Below are 12,254 nucleotides of genomic sequence, written 5' to 3' on the forward strand. Positions count from 1 at the left end.
AAACCTTGCCGATAGCCGCCGATCTCCTTGCCATCATGCCTTTTCCGGATATCGATCCGATCGCCTTTTCGATCGGTCCGCTGGCGATTCACTGGTACGGTCTCGCCTATGTCGCCGGCATCCTGCTCGGCTGGGCCTATGCGCGCCGCCTGGCCGCCAATGACAGCCTCTGGCCGGGCAATACATCGCCGATGACGAAGACGCAGCTCGACGATTTTATTGTCTGGGCAGCCCTCGGCGTCGTCCTTGGCGGTCGTCTCGGCTATATCTTCTTTTATGACCTCTCCGCCGTCCTGCGCGATCCCATCCGCGCGGTCCAGATCTGGAACGGCGGCATGTCCTTCCATGGCGGCCTCACCGGCACGACGATCGCCATGATCGTCTTTGCCCGCCGCAACGCCATCCCGATCTGGAGCCTGTTCGACATCGTCGCCACCGTCGTTCCCTTCGGTCTGTTCTTCGGGCGCATCGCCAATTTCATCAATGGCGAACTCTGGGGCCGGTTGACCGACGTATCCTGGGCCGTGGTCTTCCCGACAGGTGGTCCCTTCGCCCGCCACCCGAGCCAGCTTTACGAGGCCGGCCTCGAAGGCATCGTTCTGCTCCTGGTGCTGGCCGCCCTCGTCTACGGCATGCGCGCGCTGAAAAGCCCCGGCTTCATCACCGGCGTTTTCGTCTGCGGCTATGCGCTGTCGCGTATCTTCGTCGAGTTCTTCCGCGAGCCCGACGCCCAGCTCGGTTACCTCCTCGGCACGAACTGGCTGACCATGGGCATGGTGCTCTCCTCCCCGATGATCCTGCTCGGCCTCTGGGCGATGCTGCGGGCTCGCCGCCAGGCTGCGTTGCAGCTTTAAAACGGCAGGACGCGACATGACCACCGCTCTAGGCGAAAAGATCAAGGCCATCATCCAGGCCAACGGCCCGATCAGCGTCACCGATTATTTCTCGCTCTGCCTGGCCGATCCCGAACATGGCTACTACCGCACCCGCGAGCCTTTCGGCCGTTCCGGGGATTTCGTCACGGCACCCGAAGTCAGCCAGATTTTCGGCGAGATGATCGGCGTCTTCATCGTCCATGCCTGGCAACGCCACGGCACGCCGGCGGATGTGCGCCTCGTCGAGATCGGTCCCGGCCGCGGCACCATGATATCGGATATGCTGCGCGTCATTGCCCGCATCGCCCCGCCTCTTTTCGAGACGATGAGCGTGCATCTCGTCGAAACCAGCGAGCGCCTGCGCGATGTCCAGAGCCAGACGCTCGAGGTCTACGGCGAAAAGATCGCCTGGCACGACGGCTTCGACGAGGTGCCATCAGGCTTCACGCTGATTGCCGCCAACGAACTGTTCGACGCCATCCCGATTCGCCAGTTCGTCCGCACGCCGACCGGCTTCCGCGAGCGCATGGTCGGGCTCGATGCCAATGGCGAACTGACCTTTGCCGCCGGCGTCGCCGGCCTCGATCCAGCACTTCTTCCCGAACCGGTGCAGAACCTGCCGCTCGGCGCGCTCTTCGAGATCTCGCCTGCCCGCCAGGCCGTGATGATGGCAATCTGCGAGCGGTTGCGCGCCTTCGGCGGAACGGCGCTCGCGATCGACTACGGCCATCTTGTCACCGGCTTCGGCGATACGCTGCAGGCCGTGCGCATGCATGAATTCGACCCACCGCTCGCCCATCCCGGCGAAGCCGATCTGACGAGCCATGTCGACTTCCAGCAACTCGCCGAAACGGCGCTTGCGGCCGGCGTCCATCTGAACGGCGCCCTGCATCAAGGTGATTTTCTGACCGGTCTCGGCATTCTCGAACGTGCCGCTGCCCTCGGCAGGGATCGCGAGCCGCAGACCCAGCAGGTCATCCAGACAGCGGTCGACAGGCTCGCCGGCGCTGGTGAAGGCCGGATGGGCGAACTCTTCAAGGTGATGGCGGTTTCTCATCCCGCAGTCGACCTCATGCCCTTTCGTCCGGTGGATTGACAGGGCGCACGCGGCTGGTTCAACATCCCGGCCAAACAAGAACTTGAAGCGCGTCGCCGGTGCGATGCGCTTGGGATAATAACAACCCCCCTAAAACCCCGGAATCACAGATGCAGGACGCGGCCTCTCCCGCACCGATCGAAAGTGCGCTGCTGAACGAAGTGGCCGGCGGCACCGTCCGCCACGGTTATTTCACCCGGGCCGGCGGCGTTTCCGAAGGGATCTATCGCGGCCTCAATGTCGGCCTCGGCTCCAGCGACGAACGCGACAAGGTTATGGAAAACCGCCGCCGCGTCGCTGCATGGTTCAGCCTGCCGGTCGAGCGGCTGGCGACCGTGCACCAGGTCCATTCCCCAGACGTCGCGACGATCGATGCCGATTATGACGGCGCCCGCCCCGAGGCGGATGCGATGGTAACGCGCACCCCCGGCATCGCGCTTGGCGTGCTTGCTGCCGATTGCGGCCCGATCCTTTTTGCCGATCCCGACAATCGCGTCATCGGCGCCGCCCATGCCGGCTGGAAGGGCGCGCTGACGGGCGTGCTTGAAAATACCATTGCCGCCATGGAGACGCTGGGGGCCGACCGTGCTGGCATCGTCGCCTGCCTCGGCCCCTCGATCAGCCAGGCGAGTTACGAAGTCGGGCCGGAATTCGTCGAGCGCTTCATCGCCGAGAACCCGGATTACCAGCGCTTCTTCGAGCCTTCGGCAACATCAGGCCACGCCATGTTCGATCTGCCGGCACTGACCCTCGAGCGGTTGAAGCGGGCCGGCGTGCGCGCCGAAAGCCTCGGCCTCTGCACCTATCCGGATAGCGAACGCTTCTTTTCCTATCGCAGGACCACACATCGCAAGGAGCCGGATTACGGCCGCCAGATTTCAGCGATATCAATCAGGGAGACTTGAGCAGAATGGCACTCCACTTCGAAAAGGCCGAGTTCGCAAGCCGGCTTGCGCGTCTCACCGAGAAGATGAAGGAAGAAAAGCTCGACGCCCTGCTGCTCTTCGCTCAGGAAAGCATGTACTGGCTGACCGGCTACGACACCTTCGGCTACTGCTTCTTCCAGACGCTGGTGGTCAAGAGCGACGGCACCATGGCGCTGATCACCCGCTCGGCCGATCTTCGCCAGGCGAGGCACACCTCGATCATCGAGGATATCCACGTCTGGGTGGACCGGGTCAACGCCGATCCGACGCTCGACCTGAAGAACCTGCTGGTCGAGATGGATCTGCTCGGCGCCCGGATCGGTGTCGAATATGATACGCACGGCATGACCGGCCGCGTCGCCCGCCTGCTCGACGCTCAGCTGACCGCTTTCGGCCAGATCGTCGACGCGTCCTACCTCGTCAGCCGCCTGCGCCTGGTCAAGAGCCCGACGGAGGTCGCCTATGTCGAGCGCGCCGCCGTTCTCGCTGACGACGCACTCGATGCGGCGATCCGGCTGACCAAGTCAGGCGCCGACGAGGCCGATATCCTCGCCGCCATGCAGGGCGCGATCTTTTCCGGCGGCGGCGACTATCCCGCCAACGAGTTCATCATCGGCTCCGCCGCCGATGCCCTGCTCTGCCGCTACAAGGCCGGCCGCCGCAAGCTCGACGCCAACGACCAGCTGACGCTCGAATGGGCCGGTGCTTATGCGCATTACCATGCTGCCATGATGCGCACGATCGTCATCGGCGAGCCGACGCACCGCCACCGCGAACTCTACAATGCCTGCCGCGAGACCATCGAGGCGATCGAGACAGTGCTGAAGCCCGGCCATACCTTCGGCGATGTCTTCGACATGCATGCCAGGATCATCGACGAGCGCGGCCTTGCCCGCCATCGGCTGAATGCCTGCGGCTATTCGCTCGGCGCCCGCTTCTCCCCTTCCTGGATGGAGCACCAGATGTTCCATGTCGGCAATCCGCAGCCGATCGAGCCGAACATGTCGCTCTTCGTGCACATGATCATCGCTGATTCCGATACGGGCACGGCGATGACGCTCGGGCAGACCTATCTGACGACAGCGGATGCCCCGCGCACGCTGTCCCGCCACCCGCTCGATTTCATCGGGCTTTAAAGATCGAGCTTGCCCTGGCTGACGCATGTCGCCCGGAAGTGTGCAGCGGTTCCGGGAGAACGACATGCATAAAAACAAAGAGCTAAAGCGCGTCGCATGAATCAAGTCTAATGCGACGCGCTTTAGAATCCGGAATTGACAGAGGACCTTGCCCGCCCGCATAAATTCGGGCGGGGCTGATGCGATTGTGGGAAGGACGGATCAAGGGATGACGCGAGCTGCGATTGTGCCCACGCTCCTGGTCGTCACGGCTCTGCTGACCGCCTGCAATACCACCGATGCACTGACGCCGCTGGTCGACATTGGTGATTCCTCAGCGAGCGTGCCGTCGAACCCGGTCACGCAAAGCGAGGCTGAAAGCCTGGCAGGCACCCGCCAGCCGGCCTTCGCCGCAAATACACGGCAGGGCGGCTATCACCCGGCCTACGACCAAACGCAGCGAGCCTATCGGCCCGGCTCCGGTGCGCCCCCGACGACGATGCAGGCGCAAGCCGATGCTTTGTCGCGCAACGATTCCTCGCCCGCCGCCTCCGCCCCGATCGAAGGACAGTCGCTGCCGCCGCCGTCAAGCGACGGTGAACCTGCCGCTCCGGCGGCCGAGACCCAGCAGCCTCGGCAAACCGCCGCTCTCAACCCCGGTCCCTCGTCCGCTCGCGGCAATACCGTGCGCTTCCTACCGATCATCGGCGCACCGGTTCAGGCGGTCACCCCCCTTTCGCGCCAGCTCGGCTCCGAGGCTCGCGCGCACGGCCTGTCTATCAAAAGCTCGACGGATGCGAGCAGCGACTACATCCTCAAAGGCTATCTCTCCGCCTTCAGCGACGACGGCAAGGTCACCGTCGTCTATGTCTGGGATATTCTCGACAGTGGCGGCGGCCGCCTGCACCGCATCCAGGGGCAGGAAAGCGTGCCGACGGCCGCAGCCGATCCCTGGGCCGGCGTTCCGGCCTCGGTGATGCAGCAGATCGGCTCGAAAACCATCGCGGAATTCTCCTCCTGGCGGCAGACGCAGGGCGGTTAGTCACAAACTTTTTGCAAATATGAGAGCCTGTGGCGCCTTTGCCCTTGCATTCACGGGGAAGCTGGCTAAAAAGCGCGGCTATCAGCGCATAACAGGCGGACCAAAATGAAGGTTTTCGCAGGCAATTCGAACCGGCAACTCGCCGAAGCGATCTGCACCTATCTCAATGTTCCCTTGGGGAAAGCCAGTGTCCGAAGGTTTGCCGATCAGGAAATCTTCGTGGAAATCCAGGAGAATGTGCGCGGCGAGGACGTTTTCCTCGTGCAGCCCACCGCCTTTCCTGCCAACGACCACTTGATGGAACTGCTGATCATGATCGACGCGATGCGTCGTTCGTCGGCACGCCGCATCACGGCCGTCCTTCCCTATTTCGGCTATGCCCGTCAGGACCGTCGTGCTTCAGGCCGCACACCGATCTCCGCCAAGCTGGTCGCAAACCTGATTACCGAAGCTGGCGCCGACCGCGTCATGACGCTCGACCTCCATGCCGGGCAGATCCAGGGCTTCTTCGATATACCTACAGACAATCTCTTTGCCATGCCCGTGCTGACGCGCGACATCAAAAGCCATTATGACCTCAGCAACGTCGTGGTCGTCTCGCCTGACGTCGGTGGTGTGGTTCGCGCCCGCGCGCTTGCCAAGCGGCTGGACTGTCTTCTGGCCATTGTCGACAAACGTCGCGATCGGCCGGGTGAATCCGAAGTGATGAATATCATCGGCGACATAACCGGCAAGGACTGTCTGCTGATCGACGACATCGTCGATTCCGGCGGCACGCTCTGCAACGCTGCCGACGCGATGTTGGCCCAGGGCGCATCCAGCGTCACCGCCTATATCACCCATGGCGTCCTCTCCGGCGGCGCAGTCACCCGCGTCACGTCCTCGAAGCTGCGCGAACTGGTCATCACAGATTCGATCCAGCCGACAACGGCCGTGCTCTCCGCACCCAATATCCGCATTGTCACGACGGCGCCGCTGATCGGCGAAGCCATCAGCCGAACGGCGCAGGAAGAGTCCGTCTCCAGCCTCTTCGATTAAAAAGAGCCGGCATTCGCCGGCTCTTTCAATTTCTGCATCAGATGAAAGAGCAGTTGCCGGCATGCTCTCCGAGACGCATGAATTGCTGGCCGTTGATCGTCGCGCAGCCGCATGCCTTGACCGCCCAAGCCCGGAATAAGCCGTCACGCCGGTCGTTGATGCAAAAAGGCCGGCACAAGGCCGGCCTCTTCATTTCTGATCCAGATTGAAAAACCTCAAGGCTGCTGCGGCTGCGCAGGCACCGCGTCCTGCCCCTGATCCTGCTCCTGCTCCTGATCTGGCTCCAGTCCCTGATCTTGATCCTGCTCCTGGTCTGTCTCCAGCCCCTGATCCGGACCATCCGGTCCCTTGATCTGCTGGCCGTTGACCGCCACGGAACCATCGCGGCTGACGCTGATGTCCCAGCGCGAACGGCCGTCCGCGTCGGTCTTGGCAAAGCCCTTCACCATCATGATGCCGAAGGAAACCTGGTTGAGGTCGGGATCCGTCTTTGCGAGTTCCTGAATCGCGGCGATCGTCTTGTCGAGATCGCGGGCAAGAATCGTCGCCTCCATCGAATAGTCCTTCTGGCTATCGACCCGCCCCTCGATCTTGCCCGTCATATCGACATCATAGACCTGCGACTTGGCGCTGATCTTGGGAAACTCGACGGTGAGCCGACCGTCGCGGAAGAGCTTCTTCGACATCTCCTCGCCGGTCTTTTCCGGTGCCGGATCATTGAAATCCGCTGCCATGAGGGCGTCACCAAAGCTTGCGAAATCCAGGTTCGGAAGAGCAAGCTGGAAATCGAAGCTGGTGGGCATGAAGGCCGAATAGGTTGCCGGCATCAGCGGCGTGTCCAGATTGATCTCCTGCGCGTTCATGCCGAAACCGAAACGCATGGCGTCACTCGGCCCGTCGATGGCGAGGTTGTAGCCGAAGGCCTTGGCGCCGCCCTTGCCCATCTCGCTGCTGACGGTCAGATCGTTGACCCCGATCGTCTCGCTGAACAAGGTCAGAAGCGGGAAGGCCTCCTTCACAAATCCCTTGAGCTTGTCGCTGTTCTCCGGGCTCAACTTATCTTCATCGAGATGGTCGAGCACGAAGAAGACCATCTCGCGAATCTGTTTTGCCGGCAGACCGTTCACTTTGGCCTCGGCATTGATCGAGCCGGCTCGGAATTCAACAGGCGGCATTTGCAGGCCGGAAACCTGCTCGACGAAACCCGACATCGAGCCGGTGCCGACAAAATCGACGCGTCCGTTGCCGCCCGCACTGTCCGACGAACTCAGCTTCTGGTCCATGCCGGCGATGGTGGCATGAACCTCTTCGGTTTCGGACTTGCTTGATATCTTGATGTCCTTGGCCGCGAAGGTGCCCGAGCGCAGATAGCTGATGGCGGGGTCGAAGACGCCGGAATAAACAAGCGAAGCGATGGAATAGGTGAAATCCGTCGGCTTCTGATCCGGACCTTTGAAGTGGCCGGAGACGTCGAACTTGTTGTCACCTTCGATGTTCCAGAGCCCGCTGTCGAGCGGCGTGGCGAACATCGAAAACGGTGTCAGCCCTTTGATCGTGAACTTCGCCGGATCGGCTTTGGCAAGCAGCTTGGCCAGATCGTAAATGACTTCGTAGCGCGCGCCCGCCGGATTGACTGATATAAGGCCGCTCTTCGCCAGGTCGGCCGGAAGCAGCTTCGTCAAAGTCTCCTTGACCGCATTGGCGCCGTCCTGGTTGATCTCCGCGCCCTCGGCCGTGGTGAAAAGGCAAAGGGCAAGCATGCTCGTTGCCGTGACAAGTTTGAGACGCATAGTCTGTTTTTCTCCTCAGCCGCTTTTTTGATTTGCGGCCATCCAAAGATGGCAACCGCGCAGATGTCAAGCCAAGTGGCGGCAGGTGCTGGCAATTTGCCGCGCGGGCAGGCGTGGATTGCGAATAATTCAACGAGGTTCTTCTGGTTGAAACGGAAGGTGTGGAAGCAAGCAATCGATCCCAGCAGATTTGCCGTCTCGACAATTGAGCGCCCAGGCGAAAGCCTGTACATCGGCGAAAAATCACCGCAATCCGCAACTTGCCTTTCCGAGCGACTTATAATATAGGCCACCGGTCCGCGTAGACACCCTTGGAGGCAACGCGGATGAGGCTGGGTTATACCCGCCTCCGGTTCGTCGGAACAAGGCTTTCGCCCACCGCTGAACTCTCCAAATAACCTCGAAAGGAATAGCCATGAGCCAGGAAACTTACGAGCTCAAGGCCGAGGCGCGCGAACGGGTTGGTAAGGGGTCCGCCCGTGAACTTCGCCGCAACGGTTTGATTCCCGCTGTCATCTATGGTGACAAGCAGGCCCCCATTGCCATCGCTCTCAACACCAATGAGGTGACGAAGCGCATTCACGCTGGTGGTTTCATGACCACCGTGGCAACGATCGAAGTCGACGGCAAGAAGTTCAAGGTTCTGCCGAAGGACTACCAGCTCGATCCGGTCCGTGACTTCACGATGCACGTCGATTTTCTGCGCGTCTCCGGCAACACCCAGGTGACCGTCGAAATCCCCGTTCACTTCATCAACGAAGAGAAGTCCCCGGGCATCAAGGTCGGCGGCGTTCTGAACATCGTCCGTCACGAAGTCGAAGTCCATTGCCCGGCCGACGCGATCCCTGAATTCTTCAACGTTGACCTCAACGGCAAGAAGATCGGCGACAGCATCCATATTTCGGAAGTCACCCTTCCGAAGGGCGTCACGACGGTCATCGACCGCGACTTCACGATCGCGACCATCATTGCCCCGGCTGGCGGCATTGATGAAGCTGCTGAAGGTGGAGCCGAAGCCTGATCGCTTCGACCAATTTGTAAAGCATGCGGCCCGCTTTCCCGTGAACTGGCCCCTGAAAGGTTGTCGTTCAACTTTCAGGAGCCAATTCACCGGGAAGGCGGGTTTTTCATTGCCCGAAAAAGGCCTCCGTTTCAGCAAATTTAATATATTCGTGAAAGCATGCCCCGTCAGCCGCGATGAAGCCTGCCCGAACGCGCGACAGCAAATATGGCCGGCCTGGGGGAGTAAACGGAACCATGGACAATTCCGTTGAGAACAGATTTTTTGGGATTGTTTGCGGAGCGCTGCTTGTTTTTGTCGCTCCTCTCTTTGTTCTCTTCCTTTTTCTTTCCTCGGAACGGGCCGATAAGGAAATACGCGACCATATTTCCGTTCTTCTTGTCGCCAATGCCCAGGCGCTGGCAAAGCCGCTCTGGGATCTCGATGAGGAAAGCGTCACGCAGATCAGCGCGACGGTCGTTTCCCAGGGCGCCATCGTCAAGGTCGAAGTGCGCGATCAGTCGGGTCAGCTCGACGTCAGCCAGTCCACCATTCCGCGCTCCTTCGACGGCAAGCTCGTGCAGGTGTCGCGCGCCATCATCTACAACACCGTCGACGGCCCGAAGAACCTCGGCAGCATCAGCGTTTATTATCCCGCGCTCGGCCTGTTTTCCGGCCTGAAGCAGGAAGAAGTCGTCTTCATCTCGATCTTCATCTTCGCCGTCCTGGCCGTTTTCGGCACGGCACTGATCGGCAACCGGTTCTTCGTCATTCAGCCGCTTATGCGGCTGACCGCGGCGATCGAGGCCACCCGCCAGTTGGGCTCCCGTCATCATGTCGACTGGCAGTCGAACGACGAGATGGGACGGCTTGCCCGCAGCTTCAATGAGATGCAGACAAAGCTTGAAAGCGAAGAAAAGGAGCTGAAGCTCGCCCACCGCCGCGCCACCGACATCTATAATCTGACGCCCGCCATGCTCTTCTCACTCGATGAGGAAGACCGCATCACCGCCGTCAGCGACTACTGGCTGCTTGCCACGGGTTATAACCGCGCTGCCGTCATCGGCCGCAACTTCGCCGATCTCGTCACATCGGCCACCCGCGACAAGTTCGTCAGGCGACGCCAGGCCGAAACCGGCATGACCGTCACCGTCAAGTTCGTCTGCCTGGATGGCCGCACCATGGACGTCCTCATCATGGAATCGGAGGCGGAAGCCGGCGCTCACGATCGCCTCTCGCTATCGGTCATGACCGATGTGACCGAACTCAAGGCATCCGAGGACCGCAATCACCGCCAGGCGATCACCGATCATCTGACCGGGCTCCTCAATCGCCAGGGCTTCGAAGCCGTCCTCGACAGCAAGATCGCCGCCGCCGACGCGGCCGGCCAGGAGCTTGCCTGCCTCTTCGTCGATCTCGATCGCTTCAAGTGGATCAACGACAATATGGGCCATGCCGCCGGCGACATGGCGCTGGTCGAACTTGTCGAGCGCCTGAAGACCTTTCTTGCCCCCTCCGATGAGGCAGCGCGTCTCGGCGGCGACGAATTTGCCATCTTGCTGCCGGCCAAGGACGCCGAAAAACGCGCCAGGATGATGTGCGAGCAGATCGCCTCGATCTTCGAAACGCCGTTCGCCCCCGACATGCATCTAAGTGCTTCCGTCGGCATCGCCATTTATCCGCACCATGCCGCAACCGCGGCCGAGCTGCTGCAGAAATCCGACCTGGCGATGTATGCGAAGAAGCGCGACGGCAAGAATGGCGCGCAACTCTTCGACAACGCCATGCTCGACCGCGCCCGCAGCCGCGCCGAGATCGAAGCCAATATCGAAGCCGGCCTCGTCGACAACTGGTTCGAGGCCTTCCTGCAGCCGATCGTCAATCTGAACGGTCGCGGCATTGCCGGTTTCGAAGCGCTGATGCGCCTCAACCATCCGCAGAAGGGCTTGATGCCGCCGGCCGAGATCATCAGCGTCGCCGAAGAGACGGCAAAGATCGTCCGCGTCGGCAACGTCATCATGGAAAAGGCGATCGCCAATCTCGCGAAGATTTCCCGCATATCAGGCATGCAGGATACCTATCTCGCCATCAATTTCTCGCCGCTGCAGTTCGAGCCGGCGCTGCCGGCCCGCCTTGCCGCGATCGTCGGTCGCCATGGCATCCGCCCTGAACGCATCGTCGTCGAGATCACGGAAGCCGTGCTGATGCACGACAACCCGCAAATCCGCATGATCGTCACGGAGCTTCGCCATTTCGGCTGCCGCATCGCGCTGGACGATTTCGGCACCGGCTATTCGTCGCTAAGCTATCTCAACCGCTTCCCCGTCGATATCATCAAGATCGACCAGTCCTTCACCCGCGCGATCAACGATGGTGACGACGACGTGCGCCAGAAGAGCCGCATGCTGATCGAAGGCATTACCACGCTCTCGCACAAGATGAACTGCACCGTCATCGCCGAGGGCATCGAGACAGAAGAGGAATGCCGCACGCTCCACCAGATGGGGCTTGATTATGGCCAGGGCTACCTCTTCCACCGTCCGCAGCACGCTGCCGTACTCATCGAGGAACTGATGGCCTTGCAATCGGCAGTCGCACGGGCCTCTTGAACGAAGGATAAAGGAGATGATGACGATGAAAAAGCTCCTGCTTCTCGCATGCCTGGCGCTGCCCTGCACCGCCCATGCGCAAACGGTGACCTTCACAACCGAGGACTATGCCCCCTTCAACTATCGGGACGGCAAGGAGATCAAAGGCGCGACTGTCGAGCAGGTCGAAAAGATAATGGCCGCGATCGGCGTCGACTACACGATCGAGATCATGCCCTGGGCGCGCGCCTTCAGCCTTGCCCGCACCGCACCGATGACCTGTGTCTTCGTGACTGCCCACAACAGCGCGCGCGACCCCCTGTTCAAATGGGTCGAGCCGCTGCTCATGGATCGTAACATCCTGATTACCCGCAAGGGCTCGGGTGTTACCGCCGCCAATCTGGAAGAGGCGAAGAAATACACGGTCGGCACTCAGCGCGAGGATTACACAGAGACCATCCTCAAGGAGAAGGGCTTCACCAAACTCGATGTCGCCAGCGACTTCAATGCGACGCTGCGCAAGCTGCTCGGCGGGCGCATCGACATGATGCCGATCTCCGAACTCTACTTCGACAAGCTGAAGGCCGACCAGCCGGTGGAGATCGTGACCGTGCTCTCCGCCCAGCCGATGAGCATCGCCTGCGAGAAGAGCTTTCCGGACGACCTGCTCGCCAAGATGCAGGCGGCCCTGGACAAGCTGATCGCCGATGGCGACCAGAAGCAGATCTTCCAGAAATACGGCATGAACCTGTCGGAGTGACTTCGACGGACACTGCCCTTTCGA

The 12,254-nt window shown here is 61.1% G+C and carries 10 protein-coding genes; 9 read left to right on the forward strand and 1 reads right to left on the reverse strand.

Going from position 1 to position 12,254, the window contains the following annotated elements; all coding sequences use genetic code 11:
* Window positions 1-5: 5 nt before the first annotated feature.
* From lgt to RHEC894_RS15485, 6 genes are all read left to right on the forward strand, one after another.
* A complete protein-coding gene (lgt, locus tag RHEC894_RS15460) occupies window positions 6-854 on the forward strand; it encodes a prolipoprotein diacylglyceryl transferase (protein WP_085737922.1) in 849 nt (282 codons plus the stop codon).
* Between the two features lie 16 nt (window positions 855-870).
* A complete protein-coding gene (locus tag RHEC894_RS15465; RefSeq protein ID WP_085737923.1) occupies window positions 871-1,971 on the forward strand; it encodes a class I SAM-dependent methyltransferase in 1,101 nt (366 codons plus the stop codon).
* A gap of 110 nt (window positions 1,972-2,081) precedes the next feature.
* The gene (gene pgeF, locus RHEC894_RS15470) at window positions 2,082-2,876 is read left to right on the forward strand and encodes a peptidoglycan editing factor PgeF (protein ID WP_085737924.1); all 795 of its coding nucleotides are present in this window, start codon (window positions 2,082-2,084) and stop codon (window positions 2,874-2,876) included.
* Window positions 2,877-2,881: 5 nt separating this feature from the next.
* Window positions 2,882-4,033, forward strand: a complete 1,152-nt coding sequence (locus tag RHEC894_RS15475; RefSeq protein WP_085737925.1) for a Xaa-Pro peptidase family protein — start codon at window positions 2,882-2,884, stop codon at window positions 4,031-4,033.
* Window positions 4,034-4,241: 208 nt separating this feature from the next.
* The gene (locus tag RHEC894_RS15480; protein ID WP_085737926.1) at window positions 4,242-5,054 is read left to right on the forward strand and encodes a hypothetical protein; all 813 of its coding nucleotides are present in this window, start codon (window positions 4,242-4,244) and stop codon (window positions 5,052-5,054) included.
* Between the two features lie 105 nt (window positions 5,055-5,159).
* The gene (locus RHEC894_RS15485; protein WP_085737927.1) at window positions 5,160-6,092 is read left to right on the forward strand and encodes a ribose-phosphate pyrophosphokinase; all 933 of its coding nucleotides are present in this window, start codon (window positions 5,160-5,162) and stop codon (window positions 6,090-6,092) included.
* Between the two features lie 215 nt (window positions 6,093-6,307).
* Here RHEC894_RS15485 and RHEC894_RS15490 read toward each other — a convergent pair whose 3' ends face one another.
* A complete protein-coding gene (locus RHEC894_RS15490) occupies window positions 6,308-7,882 on the reverse strand; it encodes a hypothetical protein (RefSeq protein WP_010069225.1) in 1,575 nt (524 codons plus the stop codon).
* 415 nt (window positions 7,883-8,297) lie between these two features.
* Here RHEC894_RS15490 and RHEC894_RS15495 point away from each other — a divergent pair, with 415 nt between their 5' ends.
* The 3 genes from RHEC894_RS15495 to RHEC894_RS15505 all read left to right on the forward strand — a co-directional run bounded on the left by RHEC894_RS15495 (window position 8,298) and on the right by RHEC894_RS15505 (window position 12,230).
* The gene (locus tag RHEC894_RS15495; RefSeq protein ID WP_010069226.1) at window positions 8,298-8,903 is read left to right on the forward strand and encodes a 50S ribosomal protein L25/general stress protein Ctc; all 606 of its coding nucleotides are present in this window, start codon (window positions 8,298-8,300) and stop codon (window positions 8,901-8,903) included.
* Window positions 8,904-9,139: 236 nt separating this feature from the next.
* Window positions 9,140-11,491 (forward strand): EAL domain-containing protein, encoded by a 2,352-nt coding sequence (locus tag RHEC894_RS15500; RefSeq protein WP_085737928.1) that lies wholly within the window; start codon window positions 9,140-9,142, stop codon window positions 11,489-11,491.
* Between the two features lie 25 nt (window positions 11,492-11,516).
* A complete protein-coding gene (locus RHEC894_RS15505; RefSeq protein WP_085739008.1) occupies window positions 11,517-12,230 on the forward strand; it encodes a transporter substrate-binding domain-containing protein in 714 nt (237 codons plus the stop codon).
* Window positions 12,231-12,254 lie beyond the last annotated feature (24 nt).

This window comes from Rhizobium sp. CIAT894 (assembly GCF_000172795.2).
Lineage (GTDB): Bacteria > Pseudomonadota > Alphaproteobacteria > Rhizobiales > Rhizobiaceae > Rhizobium.

Bases quoted from the DNA above. Each gene is read 5' to 3' on its own strand.
- RHEC894_RS15465 (WP_085737923.1), top strand. From the start codon at position 871: ATGACCACCGCTCTAGGCGAAAAGATCAAGGCCATCATCCAGGCCAAC.
- pgeF (WP_085737924.1), top strand. From the start codon at position 2,082: ATGCAGGACGCGGCCTCTCCCGCACCGATCGAAAGTGCGCTGCTGAAC.
- RHEC894_RS15475 (WP_085737925.1), top strand. From the start codon at position 2,882: ATGGCACTCCACTTCGAAAAGGCCGAGTTCGCAAGCCGGCTTGCGCGT.
- RHEC894_RS15480 (WP_085737926.1), top strand. From the start codon at position 4,242: ATGACGCGAGCTGCGATTGTGCCCACGCTCCTGGTCGTCACGGCTCTG.
- RHEC894_RS15485 (WP_085737927.1), top strand. From the start codon at position 5,160: ATGAAGGTTTTCGCAGGCAATTCGAACCGGCAACTCGCCGAAGCGATC.
- RHEC894_RS15490 (WP_010069225.1), bottom strand. From the start codon at position 7,882: ATGCGTCTCAAACTTGTCACGGCAACGAGCATGCTTGCCCTTTGCCTT.
- RHEC894_RS15495 (WP_010069226.1), top strand. From the start codon at position 8,298: ATGAGCCAGGAAACTTACGAGCTCAAGGCCGAGGCGCGCGAACGGGTT.
- RHEC894_RS15500 (WP_085737928.1), top strand. From the start codon at position 9,140: ATGGACAATTCCGTTGAGAACAGATTTTTTGGGATTGTTTGCGGAGCG.
- RHEC894_RS15505 (WP_085739008.1), top strand. From the start codon at position 11,517: ATGAAAAAGCTCCTGCTTCTCGCATGCCTGGCGCTGCCCTGCACCGCC.